The organism is Flavobacterium crocinum (genome assembly GCF_003122385.1).
GTDB classification, from domain to species: Bacteria; Bacteroidota; Bacteroidia; order Flavobacteriales; family Flavobacteriaceae; genus Flavobacterium; species Flavobacterium crocinum.
This window is the reverse complement of sequence record NZ_CP029255.1, coordinates 319,245-343,697: the sequence shown is the minus strand read 5'-3', so window position 1 is coordinate 343,697 and position 24,453 is coordinate 319,245. Positions and strand designations below refer to the sequence as shown.

Genomic DNA, 24,453 nt, shown 5'->3' with positions numbered 1-24,453 from the left:
AATGGTTTCTATTCCTTCACTCCATTTTTTTAGATGGACAAACCAATTGGAGAATTCCGGACATGAGGTTTATTGGTTTGACATTACAGGAATGAGTAATTTTAGTCAAAATATAAGCTGGGTAACTCAGAAAACGAATTGGAAGATGAGAATAAATTTTCCTGGAAGAATTTATATCAAACTTAATTTTCCCAATTTATATCAATTTATACAACACTTTAATAATCGCAAAACAGAGGTGGTTTTTGAAGAATTTCTGAAAGAAATTCAGCCAGATGTCGTGCATAGTTTTGCCTTACAATTATCCTGTTTACCTATTTTGAGTATTATGAATCGATATGATAAATTAAAGTGGGTATTTTCTTCATGGGGAAGTGACGTTTTTTATTCGAAAGAGATTGGAATTGATGAAGTCCAGCTGCAAAAGTGCTTTAAAAGAATAGATTATTTAATTACAGATTGTCATCGCGATTATAAAATAGCTCAAATAAAAGGTTTCAATAAAAAGTTCTTAGGTGTATTGCCGGGAAATGGTGGAGTCGATTTTTTAATAAATGAAAGAAAACCTGTAAATGAAAGAAACATTATATTGATTAAAGGGTATAATGATGAAATTGGGCGAGGAATCAATATTATAAAAGCATTCGATAAAGAACTGATATCACTATTAAGAGACTATGAAGTAGTTGTTTTTGGCGCAGACGAAAAAATTAAAAAGTTTATCTCTGAAAATAATGATTTCAAGAAGTTGAAACTTATTTTGCATCTTAAGAGCCATTTTGTTTCTAATGCTGATTTGTTAAATTTAATGGGTAAAACTTACATTTATATTGCAAATAGCCTTTCAGACGGTATTCCTAATGCATTAATAGAAGCAATGGGAATGGGGGCTTTTCCTATTCAATCTAATCCGGGAAATGTAACAGAAGAAATTATTGAAAATGAAATAAACGGACTTTTAATAAACAATTCAGAAGATGTGTCTGAAATTAAGAGTTTAATTATTAGCGCATTAAATAATCATAAAATGATTTATAATGCAATGGAATCTAATAGAGAAAATATTAGAAATAAATATGATAGATTAAAAATTAGAGAAGAAATTTTAGATTTATATGAAGAGGTTGCTAATTAGATTGACAAACAAAATAAAAAGATTGCTAAAATTCAAAAAACAAGATAATATTTCTGAAAACAGGATAGATATAATAACAGAATTAAAACAGCAGAAAAAAACAGATATCGAAAGATGGAGTCTGAATGAACAATTATTTGAAGACTGGAATGAAAGAACGCAAATTTTAGGAAACTATATTTATCCCCAGGCTCATATTATTGAATTTGGTGCTGGAAATATGTTTTTAAAGAAATATTTGAAAAATTATTCAAAATATACACCTTCTGATATTATAAAAAGATTTGAAGAAACTGTGGTTTGTGATCTTAATGAACCTTTTAATATAGATTTATCAAATTATAATACGGTTGTATTTAGTGGGGTTTTAGAGTACGTTTATGATATAGACAAAATTTTTGGTCAGCTTAATTCGAACATAAAGCAAATAGTTTTATCCTATTGCTGTTCGGATATTGTAAAACTATCCAGAGAAAAAAATGGCTGGTTAAGTGACTACTCACATTCTCAACTTGTAGCAATATTTGAAAAGTATGGTTACATAATTCAAGATTACAGAGAATGGAGAGAGCAATCTATTTTTAATCTTATTAAAAAAGCAGATTAAACGAGCAATGAACACCATAAAGTTATTTAAAGCTTCTTCTTTTGCTTATACTCCTTTTGATAATTATATAGAAGGAGATATCGCTTTTTTGCAAAACAATAATATAATTATAGTAAATAATGTTGATGATGCTGACATTATCATTTCACAAAACTATAAACATTTAAAAAAGTATTTCTGGAGATTTTTACAGAAAAAAAAATTTTTAGTCTGGACTCATGAACCCAGATTTGATATCACTTTTAAAACACTAAAAAAGCTCTTTTGTGGATTAATAAAAGTTCATTTTATGAATGTTTATACACGGGATGTGTTTGTTTCCAATTTGTCGTTTATTGTAGAATTAATAGATAAAAAATTGGAACCGATATCACATATAAATCCTAAAAAAAAGAATAAAATTGTAGGATTGATGTCTTATTATGGTGGTCAGAAAGTACCAAAAATAATGCAGAATGGAGTAAATATTGATCTAATAGCTTTGCGTACTAAAATTGCAATTGAGGGCAGTAAATCTTTATTTATGGATATTTATGGTAAGGGCTGGCCAGAAGGGATATCGAAAGAAGATTCCAGAGAAGGTGATTGGAATAAAAGAAAAAAAGCAATATTAGAACATTATCAATATAATTTATGCTTTGAAAATACTATTGCATTCAACTATATGACAGAAAAAATTTGGGACAGTATAGAAAATTATTGCCTGCCAATTTACTATGGGAGAGGAAGTAATGTTTATGAAGTTTTTCCTGAAAATAGCTTTGTAGATTATTCCGACTTTAAAGAACCAAAAGAGTTGTTTGATTTTATCCAACAGATGTCAGAAAGTGAATATATTACAAGATTGAATAAGTGCATTGAAACATATAATTCTATAAGCTCTAATAAAAAAGAGATTGCTAAAAAAGAAAGGATAAATATGTTAACTAAAATAGTTGAAAAAGTAAGATTCATTTCTGCGGAATAAAACACATCCTAAGCAAAGTAACAGAAAAAAATGATTAATCAATATAGAGAAAACTATAGAAGAATAAATAATTCATCACAAAATACAGAGTTAATATATCCTCTCAGCAATAGAGGTTTTTTTTCAGAAATTAATAATCTGGCTCTTGCGGTGTTATTCTGTCTTGAAAATAAAATCAATTTAAAAATTTACAGCAAAAATTGGGTAGGCGGAAAATGGGAAGACTATTTTAATCCTGTACTACAAGAATATAATGGATTTGTACCAATACCTTCTGATATATTTTCTATTCGAAGAGAAGATAAGTTTTATGCGTTTTATCATAAGAGTATAAAAAAAAGAAAAATTCTTCAGGATAGTATTTGGACAGAGATGAGAAGTAAGCCATTTATTGATACAAACTTTTATTATCCTGAATTAGGCATCAAAGGAGGAATCTTCGAAGCAAAAAAACAAGTTTTTGATCTTATTTTAGATTATAATAAGAGAACAGAACAAGAAGTTTTTTTTGTAGATAATGCTAATCCTGAATTTATAAAAAACAGTTGTGGCATTCAGGTGAGAAGAGGGGATAAAGTGAATGGAAAAAATCGGGAAGCCGAGTCATTTGATGTTCAACTTTATATTAATAAAATTCTGGAAATTAATACAAGTATTAAAAACATTACAATTTGTACAGATGACTATCGGGTGCTTAAAGATTTTCAGAAACAATTTCCAGAATTTCATTACTTGAGTCTTTGTGATCCATCCAGAATAGGATATTTTCAACGTGAATACAATAACACAACAGATGATTCTAAAATTAGGGATGAAGTGATTAATGTTTTAAAGGATGCCAATTTATTGATCAATTCTAAAATGTTTATAGGTACATATTCCAGTAATATTGCACGTTTTGTAGTTTTAATGAGAAATAATAAAGACTGTTATAGTCTGGATATAGATTGGACACCTTTGTAAGTACTAAAAAGTTAAGTATATATTGGAAAAAAAAATAAATAGGTTATGGATTTCAAATTTGCGAGTAATGGCTACAATAGCAGTTATTTTCTTGCACGTTTCAGCTCCATTATTTACTAAATATGGAGAACTACCAATTTATATATGGAATTATGCCAATTTTTTTGATTCGGTTTCACGCTTCAGCGTTCCGGTATTTGTAATGATTTCTGGCGCATTAATGTTTGACTCAAAGATGCAGACTTTTATTTTTTTGAAAAAACGTTTTGTGAGAATCTGTCTCCCCTTTATATTTTGGAGCATTTGCTACGTTCTGTATATTGTTTTTATACAAACAAACGATTATCAGAAAATGAGTCTCTTTGAAATCTTAAAAAAAATAGTAAGATCTCTTTATTTTGGAAGTGCTTATCATTTATGGTATATCTATATGTTATTTGGATTGTTGTTGATTGTTCCAATACTTAACAGCTGGATTACAAGAGCGTCTAAAAAAGAAATTCATTACTTTTTGTTTTTGTGGTTTTTAACTCTCTTTTTTAAGAATTTAGGTTTAGAAAATTATAAAACCAATATTGAACTTTATTATTTTACAGGATTTGTAGGTTATTTAGTTTTAGGCTATTATCTATCAACTATGACGATACAAAGAGATATACCTATTAAAAAGATTTCTTTAGTTTTTTTAATTTCCGGGACATTAACTACTTTTTTGGGTACTTATTGGTTGTCAATAAAAAGTAATAAACCAGATTCCATGTTATATGATTTTTTCAGTTTTAATGTCATGTTTACGGCAGTAGGAATTTTTCTGTTTTTTAGAATATCGAATTATTATAATAATAAGAGTAATTTATTTTTTAATGAAGTAAACAGATTTAGTTACGGAATTTATTTAATACACGTTTTAATCCTTTGGACATTAGATAGTTTTGGTGTGAATGCATCGCTAATTCATCCATTGTTTGGAATTCCGGTAACTTCTTTTTTATGTCTAATAATTTCTTTAGTTATTATAAAAATTATCAATAAAAATAAAATAGGTGCATACATTTCAGGATAACAGTTTAAAATAAAAAAAATTAAAAGTTATTTTTGACAGCTAAAATATTTCCAAATGAAAAAAACAGCCATAATTCCACTTCGTAAAAATTCCAAAGGGATTCCGGGAAAAAACAAAAAGAAAATGCTTGGTCGTCCACTTTTTTCTTGGGTTCTGACTGAAGCTATTTTCTCAGAATTAGATGAGGTTTATGTCTTTACTGATGATCAGGAAATTGTAGATTATATAAAAAGAGAATATTTTTGGACATCAAAAGTCAAAACACTTTTACGTAATGATGAGAATGCATCCGACACGGCTTCTACAGAAAGCGCTATGGTTGAATTTGCAGGATTGGTAAAAACTGATTTTGACATTTTATGCTTATTGCAGGCTACTTCACCCCTGACGAAAGCCGAAAATATAAATGATGCATTAAACGAAATTCTTAGTAATAAAAAAGATGCTGCTTTAACAGTTGTAAATACGCATCGATTTATATGGAATGCAGATGGCACTCCTCAAAATTACGACGTTTTTAAAAGACCAAGACGTCAGGATTTTGATGGATTACTGATTGAAAACGGAGCTGTTTATGCTACCACAAAAGAAGCATTTTTAACTTCTAATAATAGAGTTAGTGGTTCTATTGGTTTAGTAAAAATGCCGGAAGAGTCTCTTGTAGAAATTGATAGTTTATCAGATTGGGATATTGTCGAGAAGCTATTGACAGACCGTTTGAAAAAACTGAAAATCCACCAACGTATAGATTATTTAGTCCTGGATGTAGATGGGGTTTTTACAGATGGATGCGTTTATTACGATGCCAATGGAGAAATGGCTAAAAAATTCGACATGCGTGACGGGATGGGATTGGAAATCCTAAGACAAAATAATGTAGAGGTAGTCGTAATGACCTCAGAAAATTCTGAATTAGTGGCTCAGAGAATGAAGAAGTTACAAATAAAACATACTTTTTTGGGCGTAAAAGATAAATTTTCATTTTTAACACATTTTCTTTCAGAGAGAAATAGTAGTTTTGGCGCCGTTTCTTATGTGGGTGATGATGTAAACGATTTGGCTAATATTTGCAGTGTAGGTTGGTCTTTTACACCAGCTGATGCAACAGATGTTGTAAAAGCAAATGCGGATTATGTACTAACTCATAATTCCGGAGCAGGAGCGATAAGAGAAACTTGTGAAATAATATTAAAGTATAACAAACGTTATGAAGGAATTTAAGAAACCTTATGTGATTGCAGAGATTGGATGTAATCATAAAGGGGAAATGGAAATAGCCAAAGAGTTAATCAAGATAGCTAAAATCTTTGGAAATGCAGATGCAGTTAAATTCCAAAAACGTAATAATAAAGAACTTCTAACAGAAGAGCAATACAATGCACCACATCCAAATTTTTCCAATTCTTATGGAGAAACTTACGGAGCGCACAGAGAGTTTTTAGAATTTGATGTTGAGCAGCATAGTGAGCTAAAAGCATATTGTGACGAAATAGGAATTACTTATTCAACATCTGTTTGGGATACCACATCAGCAAAAGAAATTGCTTCTTTGAATCCGGATTTCATTAAAATTCCGTCGGCATGTAACAACAATTTTGAAATGTTGGGATGGCTAAGTGATAATTATTCTGGAGAAATCCATATTTCTACAGGAATGACAACCAAAGATGAAACGGATACTTTAGTGGAGTTCTTTACAAAAAAAGGAAGAAATAAGGATTTGGTTTTATACAACTGTACATCGGGTTATCCGGTGCCTTTTGAAGATGTTTGTCTTTTAGATATTAATATTTTAAAAGAAAAATACGAGCATAAGGTTAAACATATTGGTTTTTCCGGGCATCATCTGGGGATTGCAGTAGATATTGCAGCCTATACATTGGGAGCTAATATTATAGAAAGGCATTATACTTTGGACAGAACCTGGAAAGGTACAGATCATGCGGCTTCATTAGAACCAATGGGATTGCGTAAACTTACCCGTGATTTAAATGCAGTTTATCAGGCACTAACATTTAAATCTTCTGATATTTTACCAATCGAACAAATTCAGAGAGATAAACTAAAAAACAAAAAGGTTTAGTAGTATGTTTTTGTCAAAGACAATTAGACTTTTTTGGTGGAATGAAAAAATCATTCAAAAGAAAAATAGAGAAAATTACGGCGATCTTCTTGGAAAATATCTCGTAGAAAAAATCTCTTCCAAAAAGGTTATTTTTGCATGGCCAAAAAAGTTTTCAGTTCTGGATTATGTAAAGCCAATTTATGTGACAGTAGGGAGTATTATGGCAAATATAAATCAGAAATGTATTGTTTGGGGAAGCGGAATTATTGATCGAAATACTACAATAAAAAATGCTGTTTTTTTAGCCGTTCGAGGTCCGCAAACAAGGAAATTTCTTTTGGATCTTTCTTACGAAGTTCCTGAAATTTACGGTGATCCGGCATTACTGTTACCAAGATACTTTAATCCGAAAGTAGAAAAAAAATACAAGTTTGGTTTTATACCTCATTATAGTGACTTTAGTTTAGTTCAAAATTGGTTTGAAGACAATCCGGAAATATTACTTATTGACATGATGACAAACAATGTCGAAGCCAAAACAATTGAGTTTTTGGAATGCGAAAAAATTGTTTCGTCTTCACTTCACGGATTGATAGTGGCTCACGCTTACAATATTCCGGCAGTTTGGCAGAAATTTTCAGATAAAGTATTCGGAGATGGTATAAAATATCAGGATTATTTTGAATCTGTTCAATTGCCATTTGTTAAACCGGAAATTAGACTTGAAAAATATTCGAATGCTGAACTAGAAAAACTATTTCAGGAACTCCCAAATCTTCCTAAAAGAGAAATTATAGAGAAATTATGTGACGGACTTATGGAAGTTTGTCCATTTAAAAACTGATAATTTCTAAAATCTTAGCTTTTATTTAAATGAAAAAAAATATATTCATCTTTTTACCAGACGGCGTTGGACTCCGAAATTTTGCTTTGACTTCTTTTAAAAGCATTGGAGAAAAAAATGATTTTGATATAACGTACTGGAATAATACTCCGTTTTCGATTACCGAAAAATTGGGATTTAAGGAGTTGAAAATTAGCGATAAATCATTACATCCGCTAACAACCGTTTATAGCCGTTCCAGAAAAAGAATGGAATTAAATTTTTTTGATAAAAAATTTAGTGAAGTAGTTTACAATACATATAATTTTCCTCAATCTTATAAAGGCTTAGCTAATTTAGTTAAAAGCTTAATGGTAGATGCACTGACAACTTTTGGTTCAAACGAAAGAGGAATAAGATTTGTTAGAAAACAAATTAAAAAAGGAGAAAGAACTACTGCTAAATATAAGGAAAGCAGAAAACAGCTGGAAGAACACAAACCGGACTTTGTTTTTTGCACCAATCAGCGTCCGACACAGGCAATTGCATCTATTTTGGCAGCACAGGATTTAGGAATTCCAACAGGTACTTTTATTTTCTCCTGGGATAATCTTCCAAAAGCAACAACTTTGGTAGAAACCGATTATTATTTCGTGTGGAGTGAACACATGAAAAAAGAGGTTTTAATGTACTGTCCATACGTAAGTGAAAATCAGATTTTTGTAACAGGAACTCCTCAGTTTGAAAGTCATTTTGATAAAACGCTTCTACAATCGAAAGAAGAATTCTATAAATCACATAATCTGGATCTTGACAAAAAATACATCTGTTATTCCGGAGATGATATTGTGACTTCTCCTTTAGATCAATATTATCTGGAAGACCTGGCATTATCTGTCAGAGAACTAAATAAAGAGGGTTATTCTTTAGGGATTATTTACAGAAAATGTCCGGTAGATTTTACCAATCGTTATGATGAGGTTTTAAAAAAATATCAGGATGTTATTGTTAATATAGACCCACTTTGGAGTCCGGTTGGTCAAAGTTGGGATGAAATTATGCCAACAAAAGAAGATTTCGCTTTACAAACTAATATTTGCGAATACACAGAATTTGTTGGAAATATCGCCTCTTCAATGATTTTCGATTTTTCGGCACATGATAAATCATGTCTCTTTTTTGATTACGAGCAGCCTCAGCTGAAAAAAGGAATTAGAGATATTGGACAAAATTATAAGTATATTCATTTTAGATCAAAACCTTCTGAAGAAGCCGCATTATGGGTTAGAAAAAAAGAAGATTTGACTTCTATTGTAAAGGACATAATTGATGGAAAAATTTCAAGTGTAAAAGAAAGTAAAAAATGGTTCGAAACGATCGTAGGACCAAATCCTACTCAGGCATCAGAGAATATTTGGAATAGCTTAAACAAGATTTTAAAAAAGTAAAAAAAAATGTTTTTCAACTCTTTGGCTTTTGCCGTTTTTTTACCAATCGTTTTTTTTCTGTATTGGTTTGTATTCAATAAAACCAAAAGTACACAAAATGCATTATTGATTGTTGCGAGCTATTATTTCTATTCTTGCTGGGATTGGAGATTTTTATTTTTATTAGTTTTCTCTACATTTCTGGATTATTTTACCGGAATTCAGATCGAAAAAAGCAATTCAGATAAGAATCGAAAATTCTGGTTCTGGCTTAGTATTATTGTCAATTTAGGATTTTTAGGAATCTTTAAATACTATAATTTCTTTGCTTCATCTTTTGCAGAATTATTCAATTCTTTTGGATTAAAAGTCAGCCCATTTTTATTAAATGTTATTTTACCAGTTGGTATATCATTCTATACTTTTCACGGATTATCATACGTTATTGATATCTATTACAAAAGAATAAAAGCTGAATATAATTTTATCGATTATTCTTTATTTGTAAGCTACTTTCCGCTTTTAGTTGCTGGACCGATAGAAAGAGCAACGCATTTATTACCAGAACTAAAAGAAAAACGTGAATTTGATTTTGAAAAGGCTAAAGAGGGAGTTTACCAAATAGTTTGGGGTTTAGTTAAAAAAATAGTTATTGCTGATACTTGCGCTGTGTATGCAAATGCGATTTTTGATCATTATACTTCGATGAACTCATTTTCATTGATTTTGGGTGCTGTTTATTTTGCATTTCAGATTTATGGAGATTTTTCCGGATATTCAGATATTGCATTGGGAGTTTCAAAATTGTTTGGTTTAGACTTATTGAGAAATTTCAATTACCCTTATTTCTCAAGAGATATTGCAGAGTTTTGGCGTCGTTGGCATATTTCATTGTCGTCTTGGTTTCGCGATTATTTATATATTCCTCTTGGAGGAAGTAAAGGCGGACTTTTGATGAAAATTAGAAACACTTTTATCATTTTTATTGTCAGTGGATTTTGGCACGGTGCCAATTGGACCTATATTGTTTGGGGATTTATCAATGCAATTTATTTTCTTCCATTATTACTTTCCAATAGTAATAGAAACAATATAGATTCGATTGTTTTAAAATGGAATTTGGATTCTGTTAAGGTACTTTTTAGTATTCTGACTACCTTTTTATTGACTTGTGTCGCATGGATATTTTTTAGAGCCAAAACAATTACAGATGCTGTTTTATATTTAAAAAGAATAGTTACCAATAAAGATTTTGCTTTTCAATATCTGGATAACGAAAGGTACAATTACGAATTATTATTAATGGTTGGTGTATTTGTTTTGGTAGAATGGAATAATAAAACCAAAGTAGAACCAATTTCAGGAAAAAGAAGTATGCTAAAAATGGTTTTGGCAATTTTAGCAATTATTGCTTTTGGAACATATTCAGACTATAAAGAATTTATTTATTTCCAGTTTTAATGAAGAAGTTTTTATTCTACATATTTAAAGTTTTTATTCTGACAATTTTAATTGCGGTTCTTTTAGATGGCTTTTACACTTATGTTTTTCTGCAATCTAAAAACCGGGGAAAGATTGAAACAGTTATAAATTCACAAGCCCAAAAATATGATGTTGTTATTTTAGGTTCTTCCAGGGCAAATAATCATTTTGTCGCGCAGATGTTTGAAGACAAAGGATTAAAAACTTTCAATTACGGTATGAGTGGTGGTCATTTGTTTGAAGCTTCACTAATGTTGAAATTAATGATAGAAAGAAAATACGAAATCAAAAACGTCATTTTGGAAGCCGATTTGAATTTATCAAACGATCAGGAATCTGAAGGAGTTGCAGCAAAATTTTTGCCTTATATACATTGTTCTAAAGTCATCAAAGATCATTTTGCCACCGAAGAAAATTTTAAGGAGCTGTATTACATACCTTTTTACAGATATGTAAAGTTTGATTCTAAAATTGGCTTTAGAGAAATTTACAAAATAACAAAAGGAGAAAAAACAAATGCCTTGGATAATTTGGGCTATTATCCGTTAGAAAAGCATAAAAATGGCAATATGAAAAATAATATTGTCAGTTTAAATCCGTTGCCTCATAATAAATATTACGAAGAAATTAAAAGTATCTGCAAAAAAAATAATATCAATTTTATTGCTGTTATGACGCCAATGTGCGAGAATGTTGTGGGTATGAATTATTTTGATAAAGTAAAGAAAGCTTATCCGGAAATTTATAATTATGAAAATGTAGTGATAGAAAACAAGTATTTTTCTTCCTGCGGGCACATGACAGATGCGGGTGCAAAAATATTTACAGCAAGAATTTTAAAAGATTTTTTTAATAAGTAAAGAAGATTTTTCGAACATTTCTAAAGATGATTACATTTAGTAAAATAGGGAAGAAAGGGAATTTAGGAAATCAGCTTTTTCAAATAGCTTCAACCATTGGATTAGCTACTAAAAATAATCAGGATTTTGCTTTTTTACTTTGGAAACATCAAGACTATTTTAAGAATAAATTACCTCTTTTGTCTTTAGATTTTTCTTCTTTTCAAGAAACTTTAGAAAAAGAGTATCATTTTCATGACTGGAATTTCGGAGCAGAAAACTATGATTTAAACGGCTGGCTTCAGACAGAAAAATATTTTGATAAAGATTTAACCAGACACTATTTTCAATTCTCAGATTCTTTAAAAGAAAAAATAAACAATTTATATCATAGAGCTTTTAAAAAGCGTACCATTTTAATTTCTATTAGGAGAGGCGATTTTGTAGATCACAAAGATTATTTTCAGCTTCCAATTAATTACTATTTAAATAGTTTAGCTGAGTTTTTTCCAAATTGGGATTCTTGTAATCTAATTATTTTAAGTGATGATATAAAATATTGCAAGTATCATTTTTCATTCTTGGAGAATGCATTTTTTGGAGATGATCTAAATGAAGTCGAACAACTTTGTTTGGGAACAATGTGTAATGATTTCGTTATTGGTAATTCTACTTTTTCCTGGTGGAGCGCCTGGCTTGGAGAAAAGCACGATTCAAAAATTGTGAGGCCATTCAAAAATTTCGAAGGACAAAAGAGTGTAGAACTCAATGATAAAGATTATTATCCTGAAAGATGGATAAAATACAATCATTTGAATCAAAAAATCAAACTGAAGAATTTGTTGTTTTCTGTAAATTGTGGTCAAAATCAAGAAGAATTAAAAACATACTTGTCCAGTTATTTTGATGCAGAATTTGTTTTGAACCAGAATACCTCTGAATCTCAACACAATATTTATACCATCAATAAGGATTATTTCATGCCTCCTTTTTTAATTTATTTTTCCTGGCTGAAACTTGAAAAATCAAATGTAAATTTGGTTATCAATAATGTAATTACAGCATTTAAAGTATCCAAAGCGTTAAATTTTCGGGAATTTTTAAGACAAAACGATTTTGGTTTTTTTTCCAAAGTTTTTACGTTTTCAAAAGAGAATGATAAAAGAGAGAATAATAAAAAAGAAATTTATTTAAAACGAAATATTTCTTTAGAAGCAAATGAGAATAAGCTTGTAATAAACTTTTCAGCAGGTAGATTTCTGAATATAGGAGGCTATAAATTCAGTTTTAAAAGATTTCTAACAAGAAATGAAAATGAATTGAAGAGAAATATAAAGAAAATATTGAATAAGAGAAAATGAATACAAACTTACACGTTGGATATATAGTATCTCATTATCCCCATAAAGCGTTTGGGCATGATGGGGGAATAGGTACTAGTGTTTATACTTTGGTTGAAAAGCTGAGAAAATCAAATGTGCAAGTTTCTGTTTTTGTATACGGGCAAAAAGAAAGTTTTGTAATTGAAGAAGAAAATGTCACTTTATATAGTTTAGAAAACAGAAAAGGCAATTTTTTTAATTTTTATTTTAACAGAAAAAAAATAGAAAAGTTTATTAACGGGATTATTGCCGATAAAAAGATTGATATTATTGAAGCTCCAGATTGGACAGGCATTACCGCTTTTATGTATTTTTTGGTTCCTTTAATAATTCGTTTTCATGGAAGTGATGCATATTTCTGTTATTTAGATAATAGAAAACAAAAGCTTAAAAATTTCTGGTTTGAAAGCCTTGCGATTAAAGGGGCAGAAGCATTTATTGCTCCGACAAAATTCGCAGGCGATGTTTCAAAGAAACTTTTTAAAATCAAAAACAAAGAGATTAAAACAATTCATTATGGTTTAGATCTTAAGAACTTTGAGAACGAAACACCAGAAATATTTGAAAAAGATTTAATTCTGTATGCAGGTACTTTAATTAGAAAAAAAGGAGTTTTAGAATTACCGGAAATTTTTAGTAAAGTTAAAAATGATTTTCCAAATGCTAAACTAGTTTTAATAGGAGGCGATTCGTCTGATATAAAAACAGGTTCAAAATCGACATGGGAATTAATGAAGACTTTATTCTCTAAAGATAATTTGAAAGACGTAAACTATCTGGGAAGAATTCCGTACAATGAAATTCAAAACTATATAAAAAAAGCAAATGTTTGTGTTTTTCCAACTTTTGCCGAAACACTGGGAATGGTGACTATAGAGTCTATGGCAATGAAGAAATCGGTTGTTAATAGCGATATAGGATGGTCGAAAGAACTTATTTTAGATAAAAAAAACGGTTTTTTGGTGCATCCGTCAAATCATGACTTATACGCGGAAAGAATTAAACAGATTTTAGATAATAACGTCTTAGCCGAAAATATTGGTAAATCTGCGCGCGAATATGTTGAAGAAAAATTTGATATAAATAAGCTTGTACTGGAAAATATAAACTTCTATCAGAATATTCTAAATCAAAAAAAGTGATAATTATTTATCATCAAAATAATAAAATTATTGAGACTGACTTTGAAGGGAAAACTGTTATTTTTTCCAAAAAAAGTATAGCGTCTAACTTATTTGACATTGCCGGAAAATATCCAGAGGAACTTATAATCTTGTGTCATCAGGATTTGAAATCAAATTTGAATACCAATAAAGTTCAGGAAATTTTTCATCATAAAAGAATAGTAGCCTCTTATAATTTATCAGCAGATTCATTTTTGCCAGAAGCCATTGGTTATGTCGATTCCAGTTTATTTTTAAATGTAAAAAAAGAGGTTAGCTATCCAACCTGGATGATGAGTACTCATGTTGTTGGTATCCACGCAGAGGTTTTAAATGCTTTAAAAAAGCATGTTTTTGAAGATTCAGACTTTGGCTATTTTTTGAATTCGGTCTTAAAATTAGCAATGCCATTGGGCTTATACTGTTATTCTGAGCCTAAATTGCTTATTAAAAGACCTGATTTGATTTTCCCTAAATTTAAAAAGAATAATTTTCTTCTATTTAGATTTGTGAAACAACATTATAAAACACGTTGGATATTTTTGCTGTTTTTAAACTTATTTATTTACGAAAGAAAGTTTGCTCTTTTTCCTCTTTTTTTTACGCTTTTTTACAATAAGAGACATCTGAAAGATAATGTATTAGAACAAATTGAAATTAAATCGAAAAAGAAAGTTGTAAAAGAAGGTACTATAGATGTTATAATTCCGACAATTGGGCGTAAAAAATATCTTCATGATTTTTTAACAGATTTAGCATTACAGACTTATTTACCAAATACTGTAGTAATTGTAGAACAAAACCCGCTTAAGGATTCTGTTTCTGAACTTGATTTTATAAAAAGTAATAATTGGCCATTTCGTATTAAGCATATTTTTACGCATCAGACAGGAGCTTGCAATGCAAGAAATTTAGCACTGGCAGAAATAAGCAGCGAATGGGTTTTTATGGCTGACGATGATATTCGAATAAATAAAGCCTTTTTAGAAGAAGGTTTTGAAGTAATAAAAAAAGAGGGTATAGAACAAGCAACATTTGGATGTTATGCACCCGATTACGACGAAAGCAAAAAAATCAAGCGTAGATTTCAATCAGGTAATTTTGGCTCTGGCTGCAGTATTGTAAAGTCAAAAAATATAGAATCGTTATATTATAACACAAGTTTTGAGTTTGGTTATGGTGAAGATAGCGACTACGGAATGCAAATTAGAAATCTGGGATTTGACGTTATACATTCTCCTCAACCAGAAATAATTCATCTCAAAGCGCCAATTGGAGGCTTTAGAGAAAAACATATTATGCCTTGGACAAATGATTTAATTCAGCCAAAACCTTCACCAACAGTTATGTTGTATAATCTTTTAAATGTAACCAGAACACAATTAAAAGGTTATAAAACGACTCTGTTTTTTAAATACTACAGAGTTCAAAAAATTAAAAATCCTGTAAAATATTATAATAACTATAAAGTGCAATGGGATAGAAGCTTATATTGGGCCAATAAATTAAATAGAAAAGAATGATTTCCTTAATAATTTGCACCTACATGCGTGCCGAATCTTTACTTGCATTACTTCATTCAATTAAATTGCAGGCTATTTATCCAGATGAAATTTTAATTATTGACGGTTCAACAAATGATAAGACTGAAAAAATAATAAAGAAATATGATTTTGAAAAAGTTAAATATTTTCGAGTAGCAGATGATGAGCGAGGGTTAACAAAACAACGTAATATAGGAATTTCTAAAATTGATGCACATACAGAAATTGTTTGTTTTTTGGACGATGACACAATTTTAGAGTCAGATTATTTTGAAGAAATTATTAAAGCATTCGAAAGCAATACTGAGATTATTGGCGTAGGCGGAGTTGCCGTAAATGAAAATAAATGGAAGCTTCAGGATAAAAATAAAAGCTACAATAAGAAAAAGTTTTATTTGTTTGAAGGATATTTTTATAAAGAAGGTTTAAGAAATGTTGCAAGGAACTATTTAAATCTTGCCTCTAATCTTGGACCAGGAAAAATGCCTTCTTATTCGCATGGCAGAACATGCGGATTTCCTTTAACCGGAAAGATTTATGAAGTTGACTTGCTAATCGGAATGTCTATGGCGTTTAGAAAAGATATTTTTGATGAAATTCAGTTTTCAAAATTCTTTGAAGGTTATGGTTTATACGAAGATGCCGATTTTAGCCTGAGAGCTTTACAATTTGGAAAAAATGTAATCAATACCAATGCGAGATTACAGCATTTTCACGATCCCAACGGAAGACCAAATTATTTTAGATACGGAAAAATGGTGGTGAGAAATGGCTGGTACGTTTGGAGAATCAAAAACAAAAAACCTAATTTGATCGATATTTTCAAATGGCATTCTATTACGCTTTTATTAATTGTAATCCGCTTTAGTAATACTTTAACCGAAACAGACAAAAAAGGATCTTTAAAAGAAGCAATAGGCAGAACAGTAGGTTGGTGGAGTTTGCTTCTAAATAAGCCAAAGCAGAAATGAAAACGATTTTAATAGCTCATAATTACACAGAAAACTCATTTTCAGTAATGAGTTATGAATTAGCGCATCACCTTGCTGATTTGGGTAACAGAGTAGTTTTTATTTCTCATAAACCATTTTTTAGTGAACCGGAAACAATTAAAAAAGAAAAGGGGGAAATAGTTGTTTGTTCGTGGCCCGGAAAGCACAGACCAACATCAATAAAGGATGTTTTATGGTTCTATAAATTATATTTTAAATACAAGCCAAATTCAGTTATTGGGCATTTTGGAGGTGCAAACATAACGATTGGAATATCAAAAATACTTTCGTTTAATAAAGTAAAAACATTTTGTTATTATCATACTTTGTCTCAACAGATTTCTTTGGATAGTAAAAGGAATTTTTTCAAACAAAAAATATTTATTTTTAGAAAGAAAATTTTTTACAAATTGTTTTGCGATGTAATTGTCTGTCCTTCAAAATTAGCAAAAGAAGATTTAAAGAAAGTTTATAATTCTAATAAAGGTGTGGTATTGTTGAATCCGCTGAAAGACAGATTTGAAAATAAAATAAGTAAGGAAGAAAATAAAATAGTCATTTCCTATCTGGGAAGACTTGATCCTTCAAAGGGAATATCAGATTTATTGGAAGGATTTTTACTTTACAAGAACAAAAATAAGACATCAAAAATAATCCTGAATATTGCCGGCGGCGGAAGTTTAGAACAAAAAGTAAAAGAGAATGCTAATGCTCAGGAATCAATAAATTTTTTTGGAGGAATCTCCTATGATAAGGTTGATGAATATTTGTCCCAAAGTCATTTTGTAATTATACCCTCAAAAATTGATAATCTCCCAACAGTAGGATTGGAATCTCTTATGAACAAAACGCCATTATTGATTTCAAGTGCTACAGGATTATCAGAATATCTGGAAGATGAAAAAAATTGCTTTAAATTTGAACCAAATACAGAAGCTATAGTTTCGCTTTTGTATCGTGTGGAAAATAATTTTACACAACAATCGCAGATGAGTCAGTATGCAAGAGAAACTTTTTTAACCAAATTCGGTTTAAAGAGTTATTGCATCGATTTTTCTAATCAAATACTTCAGTGAAATCTTAAGAATAAGATTTTAGAAGATAAAAAATAACAAAAAAGACATTACCAATAAAAAATAGGCAAATTGTAAAGCAAAATGGAAGTAAAAGTTAAAGAAGCAATTTTAGAAAATAATAAAAAGCAAAAAGAGTTTTACAACAATAAAAAGAAAAACTTTGCAACAGCCATTTGGTCTAAAGTTAGAAACGGAATTTTTACTCAAATTAAAAAAAACATTGGGATTCAGGATCAATCGTATGTTTTGCATAAAGAATGGTTTGGAGATTTGTCTACCAAGAAGGTATTAGATTTAGGCTGTTATTCCGGAAACTATTGGTCAATACATTTGGCCGAAAATGCAAAGGAGTATTTGGGTATTGATCTGAGCGATGTAGCGATTGCAAAATTGAATGAGCGTATAAAACATTTGCCTAATGCAGAAGCCAAAGCGATTGATTTTCTTTCGGATGATTTTACAGCTGATAAATTTGACTTGATTTATGCTTATTCTGTGCTTCATCATTTTCAGGACACTAATCTCTTAATAGAGCGCCTGAATGAAAAACTTGCAAAAGATGGCGAAATAATTAGTTACGACCCGCTTGAAACAAGTCTTCCAATTAAAATTATAAGAACATTATACAGACCTTTTCAATCGGATGCTGCCTGGGAATGGCCTTTTACAAAAAAGACATTTTATTTATATAAAAATGCTTTTAATATTGTAGAAAGAAGAGGCTTGTTAGGTAAAACTAAATGGATTACTTTGATAAATATCTTGCCTGTTTCTAATGAAAGGAAAACTAAAATCGGATTAAAATGGAACAGCCAGGATTGGAACGATTCTAAAACTTCAGATTCAGTTTTGTTTAGCTGTATGCATTTAACAATGTTGATGAAGAAAAAACAGTAGTTATCAATTTGATAATAATCTAAAAAAGTAAAAGTTACATATAATTAATGAAGTTCGCGATTATAACCCATGTTGTTCATGTAAAACAAGACGGTAAATACTTTGGTTATTCACCGTACATTCGGGAGATGAATATTTGGGGGAAATATGTAGATGAATTAATTGTTGTTGCTCCTTTGACTTCTAAACGAGAATTAACTAAAATTGATGATTTTTATGAAAATAAAAATATCGATTTTAGAAAAATTCCTGCCTTTAGTATTACTAGTTTACCAAATACTATAAGCTCAATATTTAAATTGCCTGTAATTTTCTGGAAAATTTTTTGGGCTATGAAAAAAGCAGATCATATTCATTTAAGATGTCCGGGAAATGTTGGTTTAATAGGCTGTGTAGTTCAAATACTTTTTCCAGGTAAAATAAAAACAGCAAAATATGCAGGTAATTGGGATCCAAAGAGTAGCCAGCCACTTACTTATCGAATACAAAAATGGATTCTCAATAATACATTTTTAACACGAAATATGAAGGTTTTAGTTTATGGAGAATGGGAGAAAATTAGTCATAATATTAAACCTTTTTTTACCGCTTCTTATTTTGAAAAAGATAAGACTTCTTTAAAAATGTCGAATTTAAATGGAGTAATAAACTTTATTTTTGTTGGAACTTTGTCGTTGGGCAAAAATCCGCTTTATGCCGTGAAGTTAGTTGAAGGACTCTTTAAAAGCGGATATAAAGTTTCTTTACAATTATATGGAGAAGGAGTAGAAAGAGATACTTTAGTAAAGTATATTTTATCCAATAAATTGGAAAATTATATAATGTTGAAAGGAAATCAGAATCAGGAAATTATAATTCAGGCGTGCCAAAACAGTCATTTTGTAATTTTACCTTCTAAAAGCGAAGGTTGGCCAAAAGCACTTGCCGAAGGAATGTTCTGGGGTTGTGTTCCTGTTGCTACTGCTGTTTCTATGGTGCCTTATATGCTCGATTATGGAAATAGAGGTATTTTGTTGCAAAGAGAATTAACAAAAGACATTCAACAATTAGAAGACATATTAAATCATGAAGAACGATTTGATTGTTTTAGAAAAGAATCATCAGAGTGGTCAAGAAAATATACTTTGGATCTTTTCGAATCTGAAATAGAAAGAATATTGAAAAAATGAAAAAATATATCAAAGGCTTAATTTTGTTTTTTGGGTTTTTAGCTCTTTTAATAATAAACTCCAGAACACCTTTTTTACAACAAGAAGGAGGTGGTTGGTCTGTTGGATATGGAGAATCAGATGCGTATCCCGAAAACATCAATGTAAAAGAAAATCAAATTTATAGTATTGAGAAGTTAAAAAAACAAAACGACAGCACTGTTTTTCTTGCAGATCCTTTTTTTATAAAAGAAAAAGATACTTTTTATTTGTTTTTTGAACATAAAAAAACAAAAGGCAATGGCGATGTTGGTTTAATGACTTCTATCGATGGGAAGAATTATCAATATAAAGGTACAGTACTAACTCAGAAATTTCATTTGTCATACCCTCAGGTTTTTAAATATAAAAACAATTTTTATATGATTCCTGAAACTAAACAGGCCAACGCTGTTTTATTGTATAAAGCAAATCATTTTCCTTTCGATTGGAAAATATGTGATACATTAGTGAAAAATGTGAGGTTAAAAGACCCGTCGATTTATCTATCTGACTCTTTGAATATTCTGGCAACATCAGACGATAAATTAAATATGTATATTTATCAGGCAGATTCTCTTTTAGGAAAATGGAAATTGCATAAAAAACCAATTGCGTTAAGAGGAACAGAAGCAAGGCCAGGTGGTCGCTTTTTTGCAGATAAAAAGGGATTAATTTTACCTGTTCAAAACTGTACTAACGGATATGGATATGGATTGTCGTTATATCGTTTTTCTTTTAAAGACGGATCTTACTCGACCGAAAGAATTGCACCATTTTTCTTAAAAGGAAATAAAGAAATTAAAGAATTTAGTGCAGGAATGCATCAATTTGATATTCAAAAAATAGGCGAAAATCATTATTATTATGTTTATGATGGCAATAGACTGAATAGCGATTCAAAAAGAATAAATATATGGGGACCTTTAAAATGGACCTATCTTGATTTTAAAAATTGGATTCTTAATTTATGAGAATAGCGCAGATTATTGATTCGCTGGAGTCTGGAGGAGCAGAGCGTATGGCTGTTAATTATGCTAATGCACTAGAGTCAGAAATTGAATTTTCGGGGATTGTTGTTACACGAAAAGAAGGAGTGCTTTTGAATCAAATTTCCCCATCTGTATCCTATTTATTTTTGAATAAAAAACGGCAGATTGACTTTAAAGCACTTTTTACATTAAGATCATATGTGCTAAAAAATAAAATAACCCATATACACGCACACAGCACTTCTTTTTTTTTGGCATTTCTTTTAAAATTAACTTTACCCAGGATAAAAATTATTAGACATGATCATTATGGACAAAGTGAATTTTTAGAAACCAGACCTCATTTGGTTTTAAAATTAACAGCTTTTTTTTTTAACGGCGTTATTGTAGTTAATCAAAATCTAAAAAGATGGTCAGAAAAAAAAATAAAAGCAAAAAATGTGGTTTATTTTCCCAATTTCGTTGTTGAAGATATTACTGTTACTGAAAATACAGTTCTAAATGGCTTAGAGGGAAAAAGAATTATTTGTTTAGCTAATTTAAGGGCTCAAAAAAATCATGCATTATTATTAGAAGTAGCTCAAAAACTTAGTTCTAAACATCCTGATTGGAGCTTTCATTTGGTTGGAAAAGATTTTGAGGATAATTACTCAAAAGAAATTAAGCAAAAAATTTATAAAGAGAAACTAAATAATGTATTTGTGTATGGTTCCAGACAAGATATATCAAATGTTTTGAATCAGGCAACTATAGGAGTTTTAGTGTCTAAATCAGAAGGTTTGCCAGTTGCACTTTTGGAATACGGTCAATTTAAAAAACCTGTTATTGTAACAAATGTAGGTGAAATTCCTTTTGTTATTGAGCATAGAAATAATGGCTTAATCGTTCCGGATTTAAATGCAGAAATTTTTTATGATTTACTTATTGAATGTATTGAAAATAGTTCGCTTCGAATCGGCTTAGGAGACAGACTGTTTGAAACCATTTCTGACAGGTTTTCTAAAAAAACGATAATAAAAAAATATTTAAACTGGTTACATGAAATTTAAGATAGAGAAAAAGGAATTGTCGTATGTTTTTTTAATTGTATTGCATGTTTTTCTTGGAATACTGATATTCTTATTTCCAGCTATTGCTAAATTGTATGCAGTAAGTATATTTGGTTTTGGTTTTTTTTATATTATTAAAACAAAGAATAAAAATAATGAAGTTCTTATTTCATCTGCTTATATTGTTAGTGCAGAGGTTCTTTTAAGAATGACCGATGGAATGATATTAAATGAAGTGGCAAAATATTCTGTTTTGTTTTTTATGTTTCTTGGAATGATTTATTCGGGGTTTTCTAAAAATGCTTTTGTTTACTGGCTTTTTTTATTATTACTCATTCCAGGCGTAGTTTTATCTACATCTTCATTGGATTTTAATACAGATATCAGAAAGGCTATCGCTTTTAATATTTCAGGCCCGGTATGTTTAGGAATATCTTCTATATACTGCTATCAAAGAAAGATATCATTCGAAAAATTAAAAGATATTATTTCGTCGTTTTCTTTCCCTTTAATCACTATGCTTGTTTATCTTTTTTTATATACTCCAAGTATAAAAGATGTAATTATGGGAACACAGTCTAACTTTGCTGCATCTGGTGGTTTTGGACCAAATCAGGTTTCTACTCTACTTGGTCTGGGAATATTTATTTTTTTTGTACAATTCTTGTTTAATTCTAGAAATAGGCTAGTACAAATAATTAATGTTGGCTTTGTCTTGGCTTTTGCTTTTAGAGGTCTGGTTACTTTTTCCAGAGGAGGAGTAATAACTGCAGTTGTAATGATTTTGGTACTTTTGATTGTGCTTTTTTTTCGTGCCAATTATAATGTTCGTGCCAAAATAGGAACAATTATTATACTGGCTTTCGTAGCAGGAGTCGGTGTGTGGAGTTATAGTTCGCTGCAGACTAAAGGAATGATTAATAAACGTTATGCAAACGAAGATGCATTAGGAAGAAAAAAACAAACCCAATTGAGCGGAAGGGAAGTACTTATCGAAACTGAACTGGAGATGTTTATGGATAATCCGATTTTAGGAATTGGTGTTGGAAAAAATAAAGAAATACGTAAAAAAGAGACTGGTATCGATCTGCCAACTCATAATGAAATTACAAGAATGCTTGCAGAGCATGGATCATTAGGAATTGTAGATCTACTAATTTTATTTCTTGCACCTTTGATTTTATTTTTAAATAATAAACAAAATATACTGGCCTTGTCTTTTTTTACATTTTGGCTTTTAACAATTAATCACGCAGCAATGCGAATAGCGGCGCCAGCTTTTGTATATGCTTTATCCCTCTTAATAGTACAAATAAAAATCCATGATCAGACAGAAAAAATAACAGACTAATTCATTTTTTATAATACATTTGCCTCAAGTTTAAGCCCCTAACAAACTGTAACAATGTTTTTAAAAAGAAAAATGCATTTCGAAATTTCAGAAAGGAAAGTTTTGCTTTCTGTTTTTGACGTGACATTTATATTTACTGCGCTTTTTTTACTTAGCCAGCTTTTCGACTATCATTACTATGTTTTGGAAGACGGGAAATACATAAAGTCATTTCTGTTGATTGGTTACATTTTCATATTCGGAACCATTTTCGAAATGTATAATCTTCAGACGGCTAGTAATCAGTTTCAAATTTTACGAAGCGTTATTCTGACTTCAATTACCGCTGTTACCGTTTATTTGTTTACACCCGTTTTATCTCCGGAACTTCCTAAGCAACGATTAGTAATTGTTATTTTCTATTTTGCAGTTTTGAGCTCATTGCTGCTTTGGCGTTTGTTTTATGTTTATTTTCTGGCTTCTCATCGTTTTTCGCAAAATGTGGTTTTAATCTGTGACCAAAGTGAAGTAGAAGAATTGGTGATAGGACTTGAAAATGTCGATCCGCATTATAAAATTATTGGTTTTGTAAATTCGGATACAGATTCTCTGGAAGATTTCAATTTTCATTATGTAAGAGAGGTCAAGAAGAATGACCTGGAGTCGTTTGTAACCAAAAATAATGTCTCGGAAATTATAATAGCTTCACAAAAAACAGACGGTATTACACCAGCCTTGTACCAGCAATTACTTCATTTGTTAGAAAACGGAAATGTAATTCGCGAATATACACAGGTGTACGAAAGTAAAACACAACGAATTCCGGTTCATTATATGGGAAGAGATTTTTACCGCTTTTTCCCTTTCAGCAGAAGCAACAGTAATAGATTGTATTTACTGTTGATTCGTATAATGGAGTTTTTATTTTCTTTTTGCGGACTTTTATGCTGTGCAGTTTTTATTCCAATAATTGCAATTTGTAATTTCTTTGCTAATAAAGGAAGTCTTTTTTATACACAAGAGAGAGTTGGAAAAAATGGGGTCATTTTTAAGATTTATAAGTTTAGGACCATGACTGCAAATTCTGAGACCAACGGTGCTGTTTTTGCAACGCATAACGATAAAAGAGTTACTCCTTTTGGTAAATTCATGAGAAAATCAAGAATTGATGAATTGCCTCAATTTATCAATGTTTTAAAAGGAGATATGGCGGTAATTGGACCAAGACCGGAAAGACCTTTTTTTGTAGAAGAAATTGCTGCAGTAATGCCTTTTTATGAAACTCGTCATGTTGTTAAGCCGGGACTTACAGGCTGGGCTCAGGTAAACTACTCCTATGGAGAATCAATAGATGAGAGTTTAATCAAACTGCAATACGACTTATACTACATCAAACACAGAAGCGTTTTTCTGGATTTAAGTATTACTTTCAAAACCATTACGACAGTTTTATTCTACCGGGGACAATAA

22 protein-coding genes are annotated in these 24,453 nt (G+C 30.2%); all 22 read left to right on the top strand.

The genetic code is table 11. The annotated features are described in order from the left end of the window. Position 1: 1 nt before the first annotated feature. Positions 2-1,135 (top strand): glycosyltransferase, encoded by a 1,134-nt coding sequence (locus HYN56_RS01645; protein WP_240622644.1) that lies wholly within the window; start codon positions 2-4, stop codon positions 1,133-1,135. A 22-nt stretch (positions 1,136-1,157) separates the two neighbouring features. Beyond that, the gene (locus tag HYN56_RS01640; protein WP_146194557.1) at positions 1,158-1,742 is read left to right on the top strand and encodes a class I SAM-dependent methyltransferase; all 585 of its coding nucleotides are present in this window, start codon (positions 1,158-1,160) and stop codon (positions 1,740-1,742) included. 7 nt (positions 1,743-1,749) lie between these two features. Next, positions 1,750-2,709, top strand: a complete 960-nt coding sequence (locus HYN56_RS01635) for a glycosyltransferase family 10 domain-containing protein (protein WP_109190598.1) — start codon at positions 1,750-1,752, stop codon at positions 2,707-2,709. 30 nt (positions 2,710-2,739) lie between these two features. Continuing rightward, positions 2,740-3,672, top strand: a complete 933-nt coding sequence (locus HYN56_RS01630) for an O-fucosyltransferase family protein (RefSeq protein ID WP_146194556.1) — start codon at positions 2,740-2,742, stop codon at positions 3,670-3,672. A gap of 22 nt (positions 3,673-3,694) precedes the next feature. Next, positions 3,695-4,735 (top strand): acyltransferase, encoded by a 1,041-nt coding sequence (locus HYN56_RS01625; RefSeq protein ID WP_394336256.1) that lies wholly within the window; start codon positions 3,695-3,697, stop codon positions 4,733-4,735. A 54-nt stretch (positions 4,736-4,789) separates the two neighbouring features. Beyond that, positions 4,790-5,956 carry an acylneuraminate cytidylyltransferase gene (locus HYN56_RS01620; protein WP_109190595.1) on the top strand — a complete coding sequence of 389 codons (1,167 nt, stop codon included), beginning with the start codon at positions 4,790-4,792 and terminating at the stop codon, positions 5,954-5,956. Continuing rightward, a complete protein-coding gene (locus HYN56_RS01615) occupies positions 5,943-6,818 on the top strand; it encodes an N-acetylneuraminate synthase family protein (RefSeq protein WP_109190594.1) in 876 nt (291 codons plus the stop codon). The genes HYN56_RS01620 and HYN56_RS01615 overlap by 14 nt, the downstream gene beginning before the upstream one ends. Before the next feature lie 4 nt (positions 6,819-6,822). Next, entirely contained in the window at positions 6,823-7,644 is an 822-nt protein-coding gene (locus tag HYN56_RS01610) for a polysaccharide pyruvyl transferase family protein (RefSeq protein ID WP_109190593.1), read from the top strand. 29 nt (positions 7,645-7,673) lie between these two features. Next, positions 7,674-9,071 carry a glycosyltransferase family protein gene (locus HYN56_RS01605; protein ID WP_109190592.1) on the top strand — a complete coding sequence of 466 codons (1,398 nt, stop codon included), beginning with the start codon at positions 7,674-7,676 and terminating at the stop codon, positions 9,069-9,071. A gap of 6 nt (positions 9,072-9,077) precedes the next feature. After that, positions 9,078-10,511: an MBOAT family O-acyltransferase gene (locus HYN56_RS01600; RefSeq protein WP_109190591.1), complete on the top strand. Its 1,434-nt coding sequence runs from the start codon at positions 9,078-9,080 to the stop codon at positions 10,509-10,511. Next, positions 10,511-11,392 (top strand): hypothetical protein, encoded by an 882-nt coding sequence (locus tag HYN56_RS01595; RefSeq protein ID WP_109190590.1) that lies wholly within the window; start codon positions 10,511-10,513, stop codon positions 11,390-11,392. The genes HYN56_RS01600 and HYN56_RS01595 overlap by 1 nt, the downstream gene beginning before the upstream one ends. A 26-nt stretch (positions 11,393-11,418) precedes the next feature. Then, the gene (locus HYN56_RS01590; protein WP_109190589.1) at positions 11,419-12,732 is read left to right on the top strand and encodes an alpha-1,2-fucosyltransferase; all 1,314 of its coding nucleotides are present in this window, start codon (positions 11,419-11,421) and stop codon (positions 12,730-12,732) included. Next, entirely contained in the window at positions 12,729-13,895 is a 1,167-nt protein-coding gene (locus HYN56_RS01585) for a glycosyltransferase family 4 protein (protein WP_109190588.1), read from the top strand. Before HYN56_RS01590 ends, HYN56_RS01585 begins: the two co-directional genes overlap by 4 nt. After that, entirely contained in the window at positions 13,892-15,439 is a 1,548-nt protein-coding gene (locus tag HYN56_RS01580; RefSeq protein WP_109190587.1) for a glycosyltransferase family 2 protein, read from the top strand. Before HYN56_RS01585 ends, HYN56_RS01580 begins: the two co-directional genes overlap by 4 nt. After that, positions 15,436-16,431: a glycosyltransferase family 2 protein gene (locus HYN56_RS01575; protein WP_109190586.1), complete on the top strand. Its 996-nt coding sequence runs from the start codon at positions 15,436-15,438 to the stop codon at positions 16,429-16,431. Before HYN56_RS01580 ends, HYN56_RS01575 begins: the two co-directional genes overlap by 4 nt. Continuing rightward, positions 16,428-17,528 carry a glycosyltransferase family 4 protein gene (locus HYN56_RS01570; RefSeq protein ID WP_109190585.1) on the top strand — a complete coding sequence of 367 codons (1,101 nt, stop codon included), beginning with the start codon at positions 16,428-16,430 and terminating at the stop codon, positions 17,526-17,528. The genes HYN56_RS01575 and HYN56_RS01570 overlap by 4 nt, the downstream gene beginning before the upstream one ends. Before the next feature lie 81 nt (positions 17,529-17,609). Beyond that, positions 17,610-18,425, top strand: a complete 816-nt coding sequence (locus tag HYN56_RS01565; RefSeq protein ID WP_109190584.1) for a class I SAM-dependent methyltransferase — start codon at positions 17,610-17,612, stop codon at positions 18,423-18,425. Between the two features lie 47 nt (positions 18,426-18,472). Continuing rightward, positions 18,473-19,594 carry a glycosyltransferase gene (locus HYN56_RS01560; protein WP_109190583.1) on the top strand — a complete coding sequence of 374 codons (1,122 nt, stop codon included), beginning with the start codon at positions 18,473-18,475 and terminating at the stop codon, positions 19,592-19,594. Continuing rightward, a complete protein-coding gene (locus tag HYN56_RS01555; RefSeq protein ID WP_109190582.1) occupies positions 19,591-20,586 on the top strand; it encodes a glucosamine inositolphosphorylceramide transferase family protein in 996 nt (331 codons plus the stop codon). The genes HYN56_RS01560 and HYN56_RS01555 overlap by 4 nt, the downstream gene beginning before the upstream one ends. Then, a complete protein-coding gene (locus HYN56_RS01550) occupies positions 20,583-21,653 on the top strand; it encodes a glycosyltransferase family 4 protein (RefSeq protein WP_109190581.1) in 1,071 nt (356 codons plus the stop codon). The genes HYN56_RS01555 and HYN56_RS01550 overlap by 4 nt, the downstream gene beginning before the upstream one ends. Beyond that, positions 21,643-23,004 carry an O-antigen ligase family protein gene (locus tag HYN56_RS01545; RefSeq protein WP_240622643.1) on the top strand — a complete coding sequence of 454 codons (1,362 nt, stop codon included), beginning with the start codon at positions 21,643-21,645 and terminating at the stop codon, positions 23,002-23,004. Before HYN56_RS01550 ends, HYN56_RS01545 begins: the two co-directional genes overlap by 11 nt. A 54-nt stretch (positions 23,005-23,058) precedes the next feature. Next, positions 23,059-24,453: a sugar transferase gene (locus HYN56_RS01540; RefSeq protein WP_109190580.1), complete on the top strand. Its 1,395-nt coding sequence runs from the start codon at positions 23,059-23,061 to the stop codon at positions 24,451-24,453.

Excerpts from the sequence above, each read along its gene's own strand:
- HYN56_RS01585 (WP_109190588.1), top strand. The coding sequence starts at position 12,729 with ATGAATACAAACTTACACGTTGGATATATAGTATCTCATTATCCCCAT.
- HYN56_RS01550 (WP_109190581.1), top strand. The coding sequence starts at position 20,583 with ATGAGAATAGCGCAGATTATTGATTCGCTGGAGTCTGGAGGAGCAGAG.
- HYN56_RS01630 (WP_146194556.1), top strand. The coding sequence starts at position 2,740 with ATGATTAATCAATATAGAGAAAACTATAGAAGAATAAATAATTCATCA.
- HYN56_RS01570 (WP_109190585.1), top strand. The coding sequence starts at position 16,428 with ATGAAAACGATTTTAATAGCTCATAATTACACAGAAAACTCATTTTCA.
- HYN56_RS01595 (WP_109190590.1), top strand. The coding sequence starts at position 10,511 with ATGAAGAAGTTTTTATTCTACATATTTAAAGTTTTTATTCTGACAATT.
- HYN56_RS01540 (WP_109190580.1), top strand. The coding sequence starts at position 23,059 with ATGTTTTTAAAAAGAAAAATGCATTTCGAAATTTCAGAAAGGAAAGTT.
- HYN56_RS01590 (WP_109190589.1), top strand. The coding sequence starts at position 11,419 with ATGATTACATTTAGTAAAATAGGGAAGAAAGGGAATTTAGGAAATCAG.
- HYN56_RS01575 (WP_109190586.1), top strand. The coding sequence starts at position 15,436 with ATGATTTCCTTAATAATTTGCACCTACATGCGTGCCGAATCTTTACTT.
- HYN56_RS01645 (WP_240622644.1), top strand. The coding sequence starts at position 2 with ATGGTTTCTATTCCTTCACTCCATTTTTTTAGATGGACAAACCAATTG.
- HYN56_RS01560 (WP_109190583.1), top strand. The coding sequence starts at position 18,473 with ATGAAGTTCGCGATTATAACCCATGTTGTTCATGTAAAACAAGACGGT.
- HYN56_RS01600 (WP_109190591.1), top strand. The coding sequence starts at position 9,078 with ATGTTTTTCAACTCTTTGGCTTTTGCCGTTTTTTTACCAATCGTTTTT.
- HYN56_RS01635 (WP_109190598.1), top strand. The coding sequence starts at position 1,750 with ATGAACACCATAAAGTTATTTAAAGCTTCTTCTTTTGCTTATACTCCT.
- HYN56_RS01555 (WP_109190582.1), top strand. The coding sequence starts at position 19,591 with ATGAAAAAATATATCAAAGGCTTAATTTTGTTTTTTGGGTTTTTAGCT.
- HYN56_RS01610 (WP_109190593.1), top strand. The coding sequence starts at position 6,823 with ATGTTTTTGTCAAAGACAATTAGACTTTTTTGGTGGAATGAAAAAATC.
- HYN56_RS01605 (WP_109190592.1), top strand. The coding sequence starts at position 7,674 with ATGAAAAAAAATATATTCATCTTTTTACCAGACGGCGTTGGACTCCGA.
- HYN56_RS01615 (WP_109190594.1), top strand. The coding sequence starts at position 5,943 with ATGAAGGAATTTAAGAAACCTTATGTGATTGCAGAGATTGGATGTAAT.
- HYN56_RS01565 (WP_109190584.1), top strand. The coding sequence starts at position 17,610 with ATGGAAGTAAAAGTTAAAGAAGCAATTTTAGAAAATAATAAAAAGCAA.
- HYN56_RS01620 (WP_109190595.1), top strand. The coding sequence starts at position 4,790 with ATGAAAAAAACAGCCATAATTCCACTTCGTAAAAATTCCAAAGGGATT.
- HYN56_RS01545 (WP_240622643.1), top strand. The coding sequence starts at position 21,643 with ATGAAATTTAAGATAGAGAAAAAGGAATTGTCGTATGTTTTTTTAATT.